The following is a 17284-nucleotide window of genomic DNA, read 5'->3' on the forward strand; positions in this document are numbered from 1 at the left end:
TTGTTGAACCAAGATAAAAGGCGTGATAAAGAAAGGATGAATATCGAATGAAAAAGCTAAAAATAGGCATTACTTGTTATCCAACAGTTGGAGGCTCTGGTGTTATCGCAACAGAATTAGGCAAAATGCTTGCAGAAAGAGGACATGAAATTCATTTCATTACCTCAAGCGTACCATTTCGTTTGAACAAAATTTATCCAACCGTCTTTTTCCATGAAGTCGAAGTTAATAATTATTCAGTATTTCAATATTCACCATACGATATTGCATTAGCGAGTAAAATGGCAGACGTCATCAAGGATGAAGGGTTGGATGTGTTGCATGTGCATTATGCAATTCCACATGCAGTATGTGCGGTGCTAGCACGCGAAATGAGCGGTCAAGATATTGGCATCGTCACAACGCTTCATGGTACAGATATATCGGTGTTAGGGCAAGATTCTACACTGTCACAGGCTATCAAGTATGGTATTGATAAATCGGATATTGTTACGACTGTATCACATGCCCTAAAAGAGCAAACATATGAATTGATTGATACAACAAAACCAATTGATACAATCTATAACTTTGTGGATGAGCGTGAGTACTTCCCTCGCAATCCAGGAAACTTAAAAGCACAATTCGGTATAGAGGAAGATGAAAAAGTTATTATTCATGTATCAAACTTCCGTAAAATTAAAAACCTTCCACATATTGTAGAGGCATTTATGAAAATCCGCGCAAATATGAAGGCTAAACTATTATTAGTAGGGGATGGCCCTGAAAAGCACCGTGTTATGGATCAAGTAAAGGAGAGTCCATATATGAGTGATGTTTTATTTTTAGGGAAACAAGAAAACCTAGCTGAATTATATGCGATTAGCGACTTGAAACTTCTACTCTCACAGCAAGAGTCATTTGGGCTTGTGCTGTTAGAGGCAATGGCTTGTGGCGTGCCTTGTATCGGATCAAATGTAGGGGGAATCCCAGAGGTTATTGAGCATGGCGTAGATGGCTATATCGTAGAACAAGGGGATACAGATGCAGTAGCAGAGTATGCAGTTCGCTTATTGCAAAATGAAGAACAGTTACTGCGTTTTAGAGAGGCTGCGATTCGCGCCGTGAGCGATAAATTCCATTCCTCTAAAATTGTTGAGCAATATGAACAGCTATATGAGAGGGTTGCAGAAAAAAATCATGCAAAACAATAAAGAATGGCAGGCAGCGTATGTCGTGATTCAACAGCTAGAGCAGGCTGGCTTTGAGGCGGTTATTGTTGGCGGTGCAGTAAGGGATGCTTTACTGCAACGACCTGCTCATGATGTCGATGTTGCGACAAATGCGATGCCTGAGGAAGTAAAAGCGGTTTTTCCACGAACCGTAGATATTGGGATTCAGCATGGGACGGTACTTGTGATCGTACCTGCTGGCTCTGTTGAGGTCACAACCTATCGCACGGATGGCGAATATACGGATCATCGCAGACCAGAGCAAGTTTATTTTGTGCGTTCACTAAAGGAAGACCTGCAACGACGTGACTTTACAATGAATGCGCTTGCTCTAAGACGAGATGGTTCTATTGTTGATTTTTATGGTGGTCGCCAAGATATCGAGCAGCGAGTCATTCGAGCTGTTGGTGATGCACAAAAGCGCTTTGCAGAGGATGCTTTACGCATGCTGCGAGCCATTCGCTTTTCTGCGCAGCTTGATTTTACAATAGTAGCAGATACACTAGCTGCTATCCGCTACCAAGCGGCTGATCTTGCCTTTATTGCGAAAGAGCGTATTAAAGCAGAGCTTGATAAGCTATGGGTAGGACAAGCTGTTTATCGTGCTATTCTTCAATTAGAGGAGAGTAACCTAGCTGCTTATTTAGCAGGCAACTTCCACGCTGAAGATTGGCACTATTTTCATACTGAGGATAAGCTTGTAGGCTGGGCATATTTTGCCTTATTACAGGGAGAGCATTGGCAGGAGATCGTGCGAAATTACCGACTATCCAATAAGGAAATGGCATTTATTCAAGCTGTGATTACAGCCTTTCAAGCTTTGGCAGATGGCTGGACAAATGAGCATTATTTTATGTATACAGAGCAGGAGCTGGAGGTAGCATGTTATTTTGCACAATTAAGGCAGCTAAATGTGCCATATCCACAGCAAAGTATTCGTGAGCTACAAGCACAGCTACCGATTCACCATAAGCAGGAGCTTGTTGTTAATGGTACGGATTTGCTGAAATGGTCTGGTAAAAAGGGTGGTCCTTGGGTAAAGGAGGCATTAGCAAAGATATTGCAAGCTATTCTGCAGCGAGAGCTACAAAATGATCGACAGCAAATAAAAAAGTGGTTAGCACAACACTATTTTTAAGGAAGCATTCAAAGCCGCCCCCTTGCACGGATTTACAGTATGATCTAGACTAAAATAGTGAAGTTGACAAAAGGATTGATGGAAACATGACAAATTCCATAAAGGATAAAATTTTAAAAAGCCTATTAGAGGCAGATGGGGAAGCGGTATCAGGTCAGGACTTAGCAGATGCGCTTGGTGTTTCACGAACGGCTATTTGGAAGCATATGCAGACGCTCCAGGAGGAAGGCTATACCTTTGAAACCATTAAGAAGAAAGGCTATGTCCTAACGGGTGTACCGAATAGCTTAAGCCCAACACAAATTGAATTATTTTTACAAACAGAGCACTTTGGACGTGAAATTCATTATTATGATGTTGTAGATTCTACCCAAATTATTGCCCATAAGCTTGCACAAGAAGGCGCTCCACATGGCACGGTCGTCATTGGCGAGGAACAAACAGCAGGGCGTGGTCGTATGGCTCGCCCATGGGAGTCCGCACATGGCACAGGTATATGGATGACAGTTATTGTGCGACCAGATGTGACACCTCAGCAAGCATCGTCCTATACGCTTGTTGTAGCAGTAGCCATTACAATGGCGATTAAAACATTGTATAAGGATATAGAGCCAGCAATTAAATGGCCGAATGACTTATTGGTGAATGGTAAAAAATGTACGGGTATTTTAACGGAGATGCAGGCTGAGGCGGACTGTGTGCAAGCATTGCTTGTAGGCATTGGGATTAATGCGAATCAAGTAGCTGCTGATTTTTCGCCTGATATTGCTGATATTGCCACATCCTTACGCTTAGAGGCAGGCGAGGAAATTAATCGTGCTACACTAGTCGCATCCATCTTGCACTATTTAGAGCAATTTACAGCGTTATATGTAAAGGAAGGTTTTGCAAGTATAAAAGCGTTGTGGGAGCAACTATCCTGTACAATTGGGCAGCGCATTGAAGTAACAACAATTCGAGAGCGCTTTGAAGGTGTTGCGAGCGGCATTACAGATGATGGTGTGTTACAGCTAACACAGGATGATGGCACTGTGCGAACAATTTATGCTGGCGATATTAAATTACTATAAAAAAGAAGCTGCAAGAAGATAAAACTTGCAGCTTTTCTTTATTTGAAAGAGCAGTGCGGGTAAACGCTATTTTAATGATAAGTCGATATCACCATTTGATGAGGAAATAGTAAGCTGATGCTCACCATTGTATACTTGTGATACGGTATTACCTTGTTCTTTATCATTAATTGTAATATCACCAAAGCTTGTTGTTAGGTCGAAGCCAATATCGTCCTTGCTATTTTGTAAATGCAGCGTTGTATCACCAAAGCTGGAGGTAATCGTAGATGAGCCATAAAGCGTGCCGTTCATATCAATATCGCCATGCTCACTATCAATTGTTAAACCATTATTGATCGCTTGCTGGAATGTTATATCACCGAAGGATTGATTAATCGTTGTTTTTTCACCAGCTGTCTGTTCAAACATAATATCACCATAATCTTGCTGAAGGTCTAGCTGTTGATAATGAAGCTGATGAATAGCTATATCGCCAAAGTTATTGTTGATCGTTAGTGTACTTAGCTCATTATCTGCTGGTACATAGATTTTGATAGAGGGAGAATGCCAGCTACCAAAGCCAAATTCTATACGATTCTTGTTCTTTGTGGCTGTTTCAATAAACAATGTGTCATTGTCAATCTGATATGTGATATCCTGCTCCTCAAGCGCCTTTATTTCCAGCTTATAATCACTACCAGCTGCAATAATTTCCACATCGCCATAATCATTGCGAATATCTATATTTGTAAATGCATCGAGTGTATAAGATTGACTTGCCAATTGTTGCTTGCTTGGCACATGAAAGCCATCCTCATCTTTAATAATAAGCCAGCGACCGCCTGAAAAATAACCAATAAGCGCTAGTAAAATGCCTAATGAAATCATTGCTAGAGCAATAAGGGTGTGCTTTGCAGTCATTTAGAAGCCCCCTTTCTTTTTTTCGTTATTGTATGGAATAATCTCCCTAAGGCTTCAATTGAAATAAGGACGATTTTCTTGATCGCACGCATAATAAGCGGGAAGATTAACACACCTAATCCTGTAATAATAAAACCGACCCCTATAAAGAGCAGTGCAGTTGGCCAATGCTCTGTTAAAATCAGAATGCCTCCAATAACTGCAGCAATGCCACTGACGAAAATACTTGCAGCAGTAGCACCAATCGCAAAGATAATACTAGCAATTACAACCCCAAAGGAAAAAATAAGTGCAATAGCTGCTGCTAATAATGGTAATGAGAGCGGCGCAGATAGAATGGCTAAAATAATTAGCCAAATAGCGGTCATATTCTTTGTTGTTGATTTTGCGGAAGGGGTGTCCAAATCCTTTAAGGCAAAATCCGCTAATATTTGTGCAGCAACATGTGAAGGGGAGCCTAATTGTGCAATCACTTGTTGCTCATTACCCTCTCCCGCCTCGTCAAAATATTCCTCATAATAGGCAAGCGCAGCATCTAACTCATGCGCAGGAAGCCGATGTAATTTTTTTCGTAGCTTTTTTAAGTAGCTTGCTCTATCCATCTAAATTCCCTCCTAAAAGTACACAATCAACCTTTTCCTTATACGTTTGCCATTCCTTCAATAGCTCCAATAATCGTATACGTCCTTGCTCCGTAATTTGATAATAGCGTCTATTTCTACCTTGAAAGGGCTGATCGTAGGTTGTTAAGTAGTTGGCTTTTTGCAAGCGACGTAATACAGGATACAGTGTGGACTCGGATATATCCATCACGGCTTGCACCTGCTGTGTTAATGAGTAACCATAAGCATCCTCTTTATCAACAATGGCGAGTACACAAGCATCCAGTAAAGCTGAACCTAGCTGAAATGTCATCTTTCCACCTCACATTCAAACCTATACTTCATTTTATATTATATGTCATATAGTATGTTAATAGTATATGACGTATAGTATTGTTTGTCAAATAATTAAAAAATAATATTTGAAGATTACGAGGATTATTGTTATAGTATGTGCTGAAGGGCAGTATCCATTGTGAACGGCACCTTCACAAGCGCAAAACTTACAAACAATAAATATCTGCCTTGATCTTGAAAAGACAGGGACGGAAGAAAACGATATGTTCAATAGGCTTGGGATATACTAATCAAGCTTACGTTATGACCTTTGTTTAATACAACAGGTCTATTCCCCATGAACAAAGCACAGCCCTTCTGTCCATTTTTAGCACAGAAGGGTATTTTTGTTTTCTTCCCTTAAAAAGGAGGAGTAAAAATGAAAACAACTTCAGATTTTATCAAAATGAAAGCAGCAGGCGAGAAAATAGCGATGATCACTGCCTATGATTATCCCGCTGCTAAATTTGCTGAAGCTGCGGGTGTTGATATGATTCTTGTCGGAGATTCACTAGGAATGGTCGTGCTTGGCTATGATTCTACAATGCCAGTAACAGTAGCGGATATGGTACATCATGCAAAAGCAGTACGACGTGGTGCAAAGGATACTTTTGTGGTGGTGGATATGCCATTTGGCTCGTATCACGGTGCTATTCATGACACATTAAAAACAGCCATTTCCATGATGCAGCAAACGGGTGCAGATGCCTTGAAGGTAGAGGGTGCTGGCGAGGTGATTGCTGTTATTCAAAAATTAACGGCTGCTGGTATTCCAGTCGTTGCCCATTTAGGCTTATTACCACAGTCAGCAGGCGTGCTTGGTGGCTATAAGGTGCAAGGGAAAACGGCTGAGCAGGCTGCCGCGCTGATTGAGGATGCTAAAAAGTGCGAGGAGGCTGGTGCTTGTGCGGTTGTATTAGAATGTATCCCACATCAGCTAACAGAGCTTGTGGCAGCAAATCTTATTATTCCAACAATCGGCATCGGTGCAGGAGTAGAGGCTGATGGACAGGTGCTTGTATACCACGATATGCTCAGCTACGGCTCACATCATGTACCAAAGTTTGTCCAGCAATTCGCAGATATGGGCAAGGAAGCAAGCAGTGGTATGGTGGAGTATGTAGAGGCGGTCAAAGCTGGCACATTCCCCGCACCAGCGCACTTCTTTACGATGAAAGAGGAAGCATTGGATCAGCTATATGGAGGCGTCAAGTAATGAAAGTCGTAACGACAATCCAAGCATTAACGACAGAAATACAAGCAGCAAAGCAAACGCAACAAACAATTGGGCTTGTGCCAACGATGGGCTATTTACATGATGGGCATTTAACATTGGCACAGGCAGCTCGTGCTGAAAATGATGTTGTTGTGATGAGTATTTTTGTGAACCCAACACAATTTGGACCAAATGAAGATTTTGCAAGCTATCCTCGGGATTTACCTAGAGATACAGCTTTAGCGGAGTCTGCTGGTGTCGATATTGTATTTGCGCCAAGCGTGGAAGAAATGTATCCACATGATGGTGGCATTCGTATTGCGGCAGGTCAGCAAGCAACCATTTTGTGCGGAGCGAGTCGCCCGGGGCATTTTGATGGCGTGTTACAGGTTGTAGCGAAATTATTTCATTTAACACAGCCAACACGAGCATATTTTGGGCAAAAGGATGCACAGCAGGTTGCGATTATTGCCACAATGGTACGGGATTTTAATTTCCCTTTAGAGCTGCGTGTTATACCAGTTGTACGTGAGGCGGATGGCTTGGCAAAATCCTCTCGTAATGTTTATTTAAGCGAGCGAGAGCGTCAGGAGGCTCCTGCTATTTACGAAGCCCTACAGCTAGCTCGGGATAGCTTTTTAGCAACTGGTAATGCCGCAAGTGCGCTTGCAAAGGCAAAGGCTCATATTCAGGCGAGAACACATGGCAATATTGATTACATTGAATTATTGGCATACCCAGATTTAACACCTGTTACAGCGACAACCGAGCAGGTGCTATTAGCAGCCGCCGTTTATATTGGCAAAACACGCTTAATTGATAATTGTATTTTTACTGTGAAAGAGGGACTGTAAAATGCTACGAATGATGATGAATAGTAAAATTCACCGCGCGACAGTGACACAGGCTGATTTAAATTATGTTGGCTCGATCACTATTGATGAGGATATTTTAGATGCAGTAGGGATGCTGGCAAACGAGAAGGTACATGTTGTCAATAATAACAATGGCGCTCGCTTTGAAACATATATTATTGCGGGCAAGCGAGGGTCAGGTGTCATTTGTGTAAATGGCGCAGCAGCACGACTTGTCCAACGTGGCGATATTGTTATTATTATGTCCTATGCATATGTGGATAATGATGAGGCAAAAAATCATAAGCCAACTGTTGCCATTATGGGCGAGGGCAATACAATTCGAGAAATGATTGCTTATGAGCCAGAAGCAACGGTGATGTAAAAAAATAAGCAATACCATTAAACTTTTCTCTATTAAGTTAGCATTTTAAAACACATATTTACTAAAATTGCGAATGTTCTAGTATTTTGTGTCATATTTATGTAGAATTTAGTTGTAAGATTTATCATTCTATTGACTAGTGGAGGTATCATTTGCAATGACAAACAAACGAAACAGATTTTACACAGCAACTGTAGCAGCATTGGCTGTAGCAGCATTGGCAGTAGCACCAGCATCAGCGGCAAGCCCTTTTTCAGATGTCAAGGAAGACCATGCCCACTATGAAGGCATTACTACACTCTATGCAGCAGGTATTGTCAATGGATACCCAGGCGGTACATTTAAACCAGATACGAAAGTTACACGTGGACAAGCTGCGAAAATGATTGCAGGCGCATTGCAGCTAGATACAAAAAATGTAACAAATCCAAATTTTTCAGATGTTCCTGCATCGAATCCCTATTATGGTTCAATCGCAGCGCTTGCTGAGCTCAAAGTTATTTCAGGCTACGATGATGACACATTCCGTCCAAATCAAACGATTACACATGGTAATCTAGCGAAAATTCTAGGTTCTATTCCAACATTACCAGAATTAGAGAGTACTCAAGGCTATGCAGAAGATGCTAGTGTAACACGTGGACAGCTTGCAACCTTTATTGCAGAAGCATTAACAAAATCAGGTATCGAAACACCTGAAGTCCCAGAAACGCCTGAAACACCAACAGAAGATGGCTTTACATTATCAGTTTTACATGTAAATGATACACACTCTCACGCAGAGAACTTCCCTAAATTAGCAACAGCCGTAAAAGAGCAACGTGAAGCAAAAGAAAATGTCTTAACATTACATGCAGGTGACGCATTAACAGGAACATTATACTTTAATGAATTCCAAGGTAAAGCGGATTTAGCGATGATCAATGAAATCGGCTTTGATGCAATGGTGTTTGGTAACCATGAATTTGATTTAGGTTCATCACCTGAAGGTCTTCAAGCATTAGCAGATTTTGTAAAAGGTGCTAAATTCCCATTTGTTGGTGCAAATGTAGACTTCTCAGCAGATGATAAATTCACTGGTTTATTTACAGACTTAGTGTCAAGTGAACCAGAAAACGGCAAGATTTATAATGGTATTGTTAAAGAAATCAATGGTGAAAAAGTAGGTATTTTCGGTTTAACAACAGAAGAAACGAAAGATATCTCTTCCCCAGAAAAAGTGACATTCTCCAATTATATTGATGAAGCGAAAAAAGCAGTGACTGCATTTGAAGGCATGGGTGTTAATAAAATTATCGCTTTAACGCATATCGGCTATAATGATAATCCAAATGTTGATAATGATATTTTATTAGCCAAAAATGTCCCGGGTATTGATGTCATTGTTGGTGCACATGATCATAAGAAATTAGATGAACCATTTGTTGTTGATACAAATACAGTGGGCGAAGAAAAAGATGCAACATTGATCGTACAAGCAAATGAGTATGTGAAATACTTAGGTACGCTTGATGTAACATTTGATGACAATGGTATTGTGACAGAGTATGAGGGTGAATTAATTGACCTTGGAGAAGTAGCAGAAGAGGAAGCACTTGTAAAATTATTAGCACCATATAAAGAAAAGGTAGATGCAGCAAACAATAAAGAAATCGGTGTAACGTTGACGGAGGAATTAGCAAATCCACGTGCAAGTGAAGATAGCCTTGAAAGTGTACGTAGTAACGAAACAGCACTAGGAAATATTATTACAGATGGTATGCTAGCAAAAGCACAACAATATACAGATAAAACAGTTGTTATGGCATTGCAAAATGGTGGCGGTATTCGTGCAGCAATTCCAGCTGGTAATGTTACAGTTGGACAAGTCATTACTGTCCTACCATTTGGTAATACATTGGCATTAATGGATGTTACAGGTGCAGAATTAAAGGCAGCCTTTGAACATTCAGTAAGAAATGCACCACAAGAAAATGGTGGTTTCCTACACATTGCAGGTGCGAAATTACAATATGATTCTTCAAAAGAAGCAGGCGCTCGTGTTGTGTCAATCGAATATTTTGATAAAACAACTAATCAATATGTAGCAATAGAAGATGGCAAAACATATACAGTCGCAACAAATGCTTATACGGCTGGAGGCGGCGATGGCTTTGAAATGTTTGGAAAGGCCTATGAAGAAGGTCGTGTTACAGAATTAGGCTTATCTGACTGGGAAAACTTCCAAGAGCAATTACAATCATTAAAAGAAGTGAAAACAACAACAGAGGGACGTATTGTTGATATTGCTCAACAGCAATAATATGTAACGATATACAAGCAAAGACCGCAATCTTATCTGAGGATTGCGGTCTTTATTTGCTCATAAAGGTGAGGTGAAAGGATGCCGCTAAATTAAATATATGATAAAATTCATCTATCTAATGTGAACTGTGAGTTGAGATGTATGATGGAAAGTCAAAAATATGCAATTGTTGATTTAGAAACGACAGGTCATTCACCAGCAAATGGGGACAGGATGATTCAAATTGCAATTGTCATTATGAAGGATTGGGAAATTGAACGTACCTATACAAAATTTATTGACCCTGGGAAAGCGATCCCATCTTTTATTCAAGATTTAACACATATAACGGATAAGGATGTAAAGGATGCCTTACCATTTGAGGCACATGCCGATTACATATATGAGCTGCTAGCTGATTGTGTATTTGTCGCACATAATGCAGATTTTGACTTATCCTTTTTACAGGCAGAATTTAAACGAGCTGGTTTACCGAAATGGCAAGGTAAAAAAATGGACACGGTGGAGCTAGCGAAAATTCTATTCCCTATGTCCCTTAGCTTTAAATTAGGCGATTTAGCAGCAGACTTGCATATAGAGCTAACAAATGCCCATCGTGCGGATGATGATGCACGTGCGACAGCAGAGCTTTTTAAACGCTGTTGGAAGGAGCTACTAAGCCTACCACAGCTAACACTAGAGCAAATGCATAAACGCTCGTTTCGTCTAAAATCAAATATTTCCCAGTTATTTTTTGAGGCATTGCAAATTAAACGTCAGCACGTTACAACAAATGACAATGTACATTACTATCATCATTTGGCGATTTGTAATGGACGCAAGCAGTATAGTAATGCGAAGGAGTCCATTGATTATCCTCAAACTATAGCAGAGAAGGTAGCCTTAATGTCAAAAGCTATGTCTAATTTTGAGGAGCGCCCTGCCCAATTTATGATGATGGATACAATATGGCAAGCTCTACATGCCAAGCAGGAGTGTGTCATTGAAGCCTCCACAGGGATCGGTAAAACAGCAGGCTATTTACTGCCCGCTATCTTATATGCGCAGGCAGCCAATAAAAAAATAGCTATCAGCACCTATACTTCTTATTTACAGGAGCAGCTTGTAGAGGAGGAGCTACCAAAGATTGAAGAAATTCTCGGCACAAGAGTGAATATTACTGTACTAAAAGGCATGCAGCACTATATCGACCTTGAACGCTTTGAGCAGTGTATGGCTTATGCAGATGAATCCTATGACGATACACTGACCATTTTACAAATTCTTGTGTGGCTAACGAAAACGGAAACAGGTGTGTTAAGTGAGCTAAATGTTTCAGGCGGCGGCCAGCTCTTTTTAGAGAAAATACGTAAAATACCAACTGACAAGCCGTCTAAGAGCTTTGATTTTTATGAGCAGGCTTTACAAAATAGTGCAGTGGCAGACTGTATTGTGACGAATCATGCAATGGTGCTAAGTGATTTAGTGCGCCAAACACCCATCTTTACACAAATTGATGGCTGGGTAATTGATGAGGCACATCAATTTATTCAAGCCGCTATGCAGCAGGATGAGGTGATGTTCTCCTATACGCAATGGAAATATATTTTAGGGCAAATTGGCACAATGGAGGATACAGCCCTTTTTCAGCAATTCAGTGCTGCCGCAAAGAAGAAGCAACGTATATCGATGCAAAGCCTACAGCGACTCGATGCCCAATTTATCCGTTTACAGCGAGCATTCGATGACACCATTCAGCAAGCTTTGAAAACAATACAGCAGCTTACAAAAGGAAAGCAGGCTACTAGTAGTAAACGCACCTTATTTTTAGAGGAGGCGGCATTGGCCAAAGAGCCTTTTATGCAAGTGAGTAAGCTGGCTCAGCAATGGCTTGATCTTGCAATGGAGGCTGGTAAAGCCTTTGAAAACACGCTTGAGCAGTTAGATAAAAGCGATTGCTATATTGTGACAGAATGGCATTATTGGATTCGTGAGCTCAAAATAAAAATTGCTGAATGGGAGGATATTTTCCTAGCACCACAGGATGGCAATTCAGTATGGCTAGAATTTGATATACGTAGCATCCCCGGTAGCTTGCATGTTTTTAAAAAGCCTATGAATGTCACAACTGTTATTAATCAAGTATTAGCACCGATTCGTGAAGAGGCAAGCATTGTTTGGACATCAGGGACATTAACAGTGCCAGGCAATGAGCGCTTTGTCACACGGCAATTAGGTATTGCCAATGATATTGAAGTCATGAAGCTACAAGCACCACCAGCCTATTATGCGGGCGCAAAGGCATATATTGTCACAGATATGCCAGAAATTCAGCATGTTAGTCAGGAAGAATATATTGAGGCAGTCGCTCATGCGATTACACGTACAGTGCGAATGACAGAGGGGCGTTGCTTTGTGCTCTTTACCTCACAGGATATGCTGCGAAAAACAGTCGAGCTAATTCAAGATAGCGAACTGCTGGATGATTATATGCTGTTTGCGCAAGGTGTAACAGGAGGCAGTCGTATGCGTATTTTAAAATCATTCCAAAAGTTTAGCCATGCTGTGCTTTTTGGCACAAATAGCTTTTGGGAAGGTGTAGATGTGCCAGGTGATGCACTCGCCTCTGTGATTGTTGTACGCTTGCCATTTTCCTCACCAGAGGAGCCTGTTTTTAAAGCAAGAGCCAAGTATTTAACAGCGCAAGGGCGCAATTCCTTTACAGAGCTATCCTTACCAGAAGCGATTATGCGCTTTAAGCAAGGCTTTGGTCGCTTAATTCGCTCCTCACAGGATAAAGGAGCCTTTATTGTACTAGACCGTCGCATTACAACAAAATCATATGGCAAGGAATTTATTAAGGCATTACCACCGATTGATGTAAGGAAATTACAGCTTCCTGAGTTATTAAAAGAGCTAAATCATTGGCAGCAATAGAAGCAATCCCTTTTAGCAGCGGCTAAAAGGGATTTTTTTGCACGGCGTCGGTGAAGTATTTAACGTTAGAATAATAGTATGCTGCTATTATAATTAAAGTTGCTTGTTTTTATTTTGCTCATCAAAAATGTTGGCATTTTGAACAATTTCAGTAATATATTTCATAACAATATCAGTTGCTTGCTGTGCATCATAGTTTTTACGATTGTTTAATAGGTTGGTAAACATGCCTTGCCAAATTAAAAGTGTGATTTCATTAATAGCATCTACATTACCCTCAGTTAAGTAGCCTTCTTTTAAAGCGATCTCTAACATAGAACGCCCTCGTTTTGTCAGACTATGTTGAAATAAAATGGTCTGTAAATCTTCTGGGATATTGATTAAATCATTAGGGTAAAAATTATAATAATTTTCCAATAGTGTTTCTGGTGTTTCCCCTAAGTCCATAATAAAGACAGCGTGAAAAATCTGAGGTTGTTTGAAGGAGTATTGACAAAAGCATTCCCAAGCCAATAAGTATTTCTCAATGGGATCTTTGCCTTTTTCAATGTAACGGGCAACTTCGTTGGTATAGTCTTGCATACATCTCATCGAGGCAAAAAATAGAAGATGAGAGATTTCTGAAAAATAATTGTAGATGGTAGCACTATTATAACCAGCTTTATCGGCAATTTTTCTGATCGTTACATTTTCTACTCCTTCTTCTTCGATAATATCTGCTGTGGCGTCCACAAAGTATTTCCACATACGACGCCTTTGTATTTCTTTTTTTTTCAAAGTAAAATCCCTCCGACGAACAATATTTGTAATGTGAATTATTCTTTAAAGGAAAAGCTTTTGGATTTTTTGAAGGTGGACGAGGCGTAACCAATATTATTCAATCTGCTGTGATTTTAGGAATTTTCGCTTTTTTTGCGAAACATATGAGTGATAAAATGGCTCTTTCAGCGGTTATTACGGTGTATTCTGTAATTTGTCTTTTGTTAGGCTTTATGATTATGATGCTGTATAAAGACCCTGACCAGGCAAAGGTTAGCCATGAAGACAAGGAAAGTCGTAAATCATTTGATTGGGCAGTCCTTTGGAAAGTGTTAAGAATGCCAACAACCTGGCTTGCAACAATTCTTATTTTTACGTCCTATGCGATGATTATTAGCTATTATTACATTACACCTTATGCGACGGCAGCGTTTGGCGCGTCTACGCTAATTGCTGCGGCTTTAGGCTACTTCTCTCAATATTGTCGACCAGTTGGTAGCTTTAGTGCAGGCATTATTGGTGATCGAATTGGTGTGTCTAATATGGTGTTAATCGGCTATAGTTTATTAGCACTAGGTTTAGTGGGGCTTATTTTATTACCAGGGAAGGCTTCCTTTATCCTTATGCTCCTAATATTTATTGGGATTATTTATACATCTATGTATGCTTTACAAGCCATGCATTTTGCGATTCTAGTGGAAGGGGATTACCCTGTAGAATCAACAGGAACGGTTTCCATGCCGCTGATGATTATAGGCTATAGTGGTGAAATCTTTATGCCGATTATTGCAGGCGCTTGTTTAGATTATTGGGATGGTACGGCAGGCTATAAAGTGTTCTTCGGTATTTTATTAGGCTTAACGATTGTTGGATTGATTACAGTGATAATTTGGCAACGTGTAACAAAAGAAAAACGACAAGAAATTGCTTTGCAGAGAAAGCATGCGAAGGAACAAGCACTTACTTAAGAAACAACAAAAAAAGACGTCAAGACAAAGCTACTGTCTTAGACGTCTTTTTTTGTAAAATTACCTTACTCAACTAGACCATAACAGCAAGATTGAGGACGCAATGAGCGAATAGTTCCTGCTAAGATAACAGTATGGGGGCTATCCTTATGACGCATATTCAAGTATTTAATGACTTACATGCTACACAAGAGCGAAGGATGTATAATCTGCATTTATATTAGAACAAGCTGGGGAATTGCACATATACAGATGGTGAATGCATTGATTTTCCTCAGCATTTGGCGATTATTCAATCCATTGTAAACCATGTGCATATTCCTCTATTCACAAATATTGAAGCAGGCATCAATATTGAAGACTCTCCTAAACATTTAGCAGGCTTAAGAAGCTTAACAGAGCAGCCCTTTGAAGAAGCAGTAGCAAGGGTAAGGCTTATATAGAAAGGGGGGTAAGCGGTATCTTTTTAATCTTCTTTCTTCGCCAACATTAGCAAATTGCCAGGAATCAGGGATTAGACGTTTTAGCTTTGACAATGCGCTTTCAGATAAAATTGTTGCACATTTAACTGAAAATGCTGCACAATTACTAGAGAATAACGATACGCTATATTTATATCAATAGTTAAAAAGCGGGGTGAGCTAGTGATGGAGCAACCAATTCAGCTATCTTTTGACGAAATGTGGGAAAAAATTATAGCTTGTGATCAAACCTATGATGGGCTATTTTATACGGCCGTTAAAACGACTAAAATTTATTGTCGCCCTTCCTGTAGATCAAGAAAGCCGAAAAAAATAAATGTTGAATTTTACTCGAATATTCAACAAGTAGAAGCGGCTGGCTATCGAGCATGTAAACGATGTCAGCCTGAGATCGAACATTCTCCACATACGCAGCTAATTAAGCATGTGATAGCCTTGCTAGTCAATCAATATAGGCGCAGGCTCACATTACAAGATATGGCAGAGCATGTTGGCATCAGTCCCTTTTATCTTGAACGGTTATTTAAACAAGAAACTGCTGAAACACCTCGCATGTATTTAGAAAAGATTCGAATTGATAAGGCTGCCTATTTATTAAAGCATACAGCCTATACAAATCTGGAAATTTGCTATGAGGTAGGCTTTCAAAGCCCATCCAATTTTTATAAAGTATTTCGACGGTTAAAAAATTGCTCGCCTACAGAATACCGGCAGAAGGAGAAGCTGGCGCTATGAACTGGACTGATTGTGCAAATGGTATAGAGCTTGCTATACCAAAGGACTTTAGTTTTACGGCATGTTTAACATTCTTTCACCGAACAGACCAAGAAATCCTTTATCAAGTTAAGGATGATCTACTCTACAAACTATTGAAAATAGAGGAACAGCTTATTTTATGTAAAATTAGCGCGCAGGTCGCAATACTAAAGGTTGAATTCCCATTGCACCAGCCTACTGCGTGTGAAAAACAATACATTGCCCAATATATTGCCGAATGGTTTGACTTAGCGAGAGATTTGCATGGCTTTTATACAATGGCACAGCAAGATCAAATTTTGCAGCCGCTTGTCGAAACATATAAAGGCTTGCGAGTAATAGGCATTCCCTGTTTATTTGAAGCGCTTACCTGGGCAATTATTGGGCAGCAAATTAATTTACCATTTGCCTACACATTAAAAAGGCGTTTTATCGAATCGTTTGGTGAGCAGCTTATTGTTGAGGGTGATAGCTATTGGCTATTTCCTACACCTGCTAAAATAACGGAAATACAGGTGGAAGATTTACGAAGGCTACAATTTTCACAAAGAAAGGCTGAGTATATAATCGCAATTGCCAAAATTATAGCAAATGGCGAGTTAACAAAGGATGTATTACGGCAGCAGGGCGACTATATAGCAATAAAACAGCATTTAATGACGATTCGTGGAATTGGCGCATGGACTGCTGATTATGTGCTGATGAGATGTTTACAGGAGCCTACTGCATTTCCAATAGCAGACGTTGGCTTACACAATGCTTTGAAAGCACAACTAGCATTAGCACAAAAGCCAACAATAGAGGAAATCAATACTTATGCGCAACATTGGGAGGGCTGGCAGGCTTATGCCACCTTCTATTTATGGAGGTCATTATATGAAACGATATAAACTAGATTATCAATCACCAATTGGTGTGATTGAAATTGAAGGTACAGCTACAGCGATTTATGGCATTAATTTTTCAGAGCGAGAGCAGCTTGTACATATGCCACAGCAAGACACACCGCAAGTTATGCTAGACTGCTACAAGCAACTGGATGAATACTTTATAGGGGAGCGCTTTGACTTTACATTTCCTTATCAATTTGAGGGAACAGCCTTTCAGCAAGCAGTATGGCATGCCTTACCAAATGTTACCTATGGTAAAACGGCTTCCTATAAAGATATTGCTCTTGCTATTCACAATGAAAAGGCGGTAAGAGCTGTTGGTAGTGCGAATGGCAAAAATAATATTAGCATCGTTGTTCCTTGCCACCGCATTATCGGCTCAAATGGGACATTAACAGGCTATGGCGGCGGTATGTGGCGTAAAGAATGGCTGCTCCAGCATGAACAAGCCCACTATGAGAAGATCAAACAGCCAGAGAATTAACGTCTAATG

The 17284-nt window shown here is 40.2% G+C and carries 17 protein-coding genes; 13 read left to right on the forward strand and 4 right to left on the reverse strand.

The window, feature by feature from the left end; translation table 11 throughout:
* The first annotated feature begins 47 nt into the window (after nt 1-47).
* The 3 genes from bshA (at nt 48) to MHB42_RS07015 (ending at nt 3419) form a co-directional block, all read left to right on the forward strand.
* Nucleotides 48-1193 (forward strand): N-acetyl-alpha-D-glucosaminyl L-malate synthase BshA, encoded by a 1146-nt coding sequence (gene bshA, locus MHB42_RS07005; RefSeq protein WP_340805229.1) that lies wholly within the window; start codon nt 48-50, stop codon nt 1191-1193.
* Nucleotides 1180-2349 carry a CCA tRNA nucleotidyltransferase gene (locus MHB42_RS07010; RefSeq protein WP_340808549.1) on the forward strand — a complete coding sequence of 390 codons (1170 nt, stop codon included), beginning with the start codon at nt 1180-1182 and terminating at the stop codon, nt 2347-2349. The genes bshA and MHB42_RS07010 overlap by 14 nt, the downstream gene beginning before the upstream one ends.
* An 86-nt stretch (nt 2350-2435) precedes the next feature.
* Nucleotides 2436-3419 carry a biotin--[acetyl-CoA-carboxylase] ligase gene (locus tag MHB42_RS07015; RefSeq protein WP_340805230.1) on the forward strand — a complete coding sequence of 328 codons (984 nt, stop codon included), beginning with the start codon at nt 2436-2438 and terminating at the stop codon, nt 3417-3419.
* A gap of 66 nt (nt 3420-3485) precedes the next feature.
* On the opposite strand, the gene MHB42_RS07020 is transcribed toward MHB42_RS07015, so the two are convergent.
* From MHB42_RS07020 to MHB42_RS07030, 3 genes are read right to left on the reverse strand one after another with little or no spacing between them, the layout of a single operon-like run.
* Nucleotides 3486-4322, reverse strand: coding sequence for a DUF4097 family beta strand repeat-containing protein (locus MHB42_RS07020; protein ID WP_340805231.1), 837 nt, complete (start codon nt 4320-4322; stop codon nt 3486-3488).
* Nucleotides 4319-4924 (reverse strand): DUF1700 domain-containing protein, encoded by a 606-nt coding sequence (locus MHB42_RS07025; RefSeq protein WP_340805232.1) that lies wholly within the window; start codon nt 4922-4924, stop codon nt 4319-4321. Before MHB42_RS07025 ends, MHB42_RS07020 begins: the two co-directional genes overlap by 4 nt.
* Nucleotides 4917-5237, reverse strand: coding sequence for a PadR family transcriptional regulator (locus tag MHB42_RS07030; protein WP_340805233.1), 321 nt, complete (start codon nt 5235-5237; stop codon nt 4917-4919). Before MHB42_RS07030 ends, MHB42_RS07025 begins: the two co-directional genes overlap by 8 nt.
* A gap of 402 nt (nt 5238-5639) precedes the next feature.
* Here MHB42_RS07030 and panB point away from each other — a divergent pair, with 402 nt between their 5' ends.
* From panB to dinG, 5 genes are all read left to right on the forward strand, one after another.
* The gene (gene panB, locus MHB42_RS07035; protein ID WP_340805234.1) at nt 5640-6476 is read left to right on the forward strand and encodes a 3-methyl-2-oxobutanoate hydroxymethyltransferase; all 837 of its coding nucleotides are present in this window, start codon (nt 5640-5642) and stop codon (nt 6474-6476) included.
* Entirely contained in the window at nt 6476-7330 is an 855-nt protein-coding gene (gene panC / locus MHB42_RS07040) for a pantoate--beta-alanine ligase (RefSeq protein ID WP_340805235.1), read from the forward strand. The genes panB and panC overlap by 1 nt, the downstream gene beginning before the upstream one ends.
* 1 nt (nt 7331) lies before the next feature.
* Nucleotides 7332-7715 (forward strand): aspartate 1-decarboxylase, encoded by a 384-nt coding sequence (gene panD / locus MHB42_RS07045; protein ID WP_340805236.1) that lies wholly within the window; start codon nt 7332-7334, stop codon nt 7713-7715.
* Nucleotides 7716-7872: 157 nt separating this feature from the next.
* Nucleotides 7873-10017 carry a 5'-nucleotidase C-terminal domain-containing protein gene (locus MHB42_RS07050; protein WP_340805237.1) on the forward strand — a complete coding sequence of 715 codons (2145 nt, stop codon included), beginning with the start codon at nt 7873-7875 and terminating at the stop codon, nt 10015-10017.
* Between the two features lie 144 nt (nt 10018-10161).
* The gene (dinG, locus tag MHB42_RS07055; RefSeq protein WP_340805238.1) at nt 10162-12936 is read left to right on the forward strand and encodes an ATP-dependent DNA helicase DinG; all 2775 of its coding nucleotides are present in this window, start codon (nt 10162-10164) and stop codon (nt 12934-12936) included.
* Nucleotides 12937-13029: 93 nt separating this feature from the next.
* On the opposite strand, the gene MHB42_RS07060 is transcribed toward dinG, so the two are convergent.
* Nucleotides 13030-13683, reverse strand: coding sequence for a TetR/AcrR family transcriptional regulator (locus MHB42_RS07060; protein WP_340808550.1), 654 nt, complete (start codon nt 13681-13683; stop codon nt 13030-13032).
* Nucleotides 13684-13823: 140 nt separating this feature from the next.
* On the opposite strand from MHB42_RS07060, the gene MHB42_RS07065 reads away from it, so the two are divergent.
* The 5 genes from MHB42_RS07065 (at nt 13824) to MHB42_RS07085 (ending at nt 17275) form a co-directional block, all read left to right on the forward strand.
* The gene (locus tag MHB42_RS07065; protein ID WP_340805239.1) at nt 13824-14663 is read left to right on the forward strand and encodes an MFS transporter; all 840 of its coding nucleotides are present in this window, start codon (nt 13824-13826) and stop codon (nt 14661-14663) included.
* Nucleotides 14664-14944: 281 nt separating this feature from the next.
* Nucleotides 14945-15106: a hypothetical protein gene (locus MHB42_RS07070; RefSeq protein ID WP_340805240.1), complete on the forward strand. Its 162-nt coding sequence runs from the start codon at nt 14945-14947 to the stop codon at nt 15104-15106.
* A 204-nt stretch (nt 15107-15310) separates the two neighbouring features.
* On the forward strand, nt 15311-15880 hold the full coding sequence (locus MHB42_RS07075; protein ID WP_340805241.1) for a bifunctional transcriptional activator/DNA repair enzyme AdaA: 570 nt from the start codon (nt 15311-15313) through the stop codon (nt 15878-15880).
* The gene (locus MHB42_RS07080) at nt 15877-16791 is read left to right on the forward strand and encodes a DNA-3-methyladenine glycosylase family protein (protein ID WP_340805242.1); all 915 of its coding nucleotides are present in this window, start codon (nt 15877-15879) and stop codon (nt 16789-16791) included. Before MHB42_RS07075 ends, MHB42_RS07080 begins: the two co-directional genes overlap by 4 nt.
* Entirely contained in the window at nt 16778-17275 is a 498-nt protein-coding gene (locus tag MHB42_RS07085; protein WP_340805243.1) for a methylated-DNA--[protein]-cysteine S-methyltransferase, read from the forward strand. Before MHB42_RS07080 ends, MHB42_RS07085 begins: the two co-directional genes overlap by 14 nt.
* Nucleotides 17276-17284: the final 9 nt, after the last annotated feature.

Origin of the sequence: Lysinibacillus sp. FSL K6-0232, from assembly GCF_038008325.1 — a bacterium.
GTDB lineage: Bacteria > Bacillota > Bacilli > Bacillales_A > Planococcaceae > Lysinibacillus.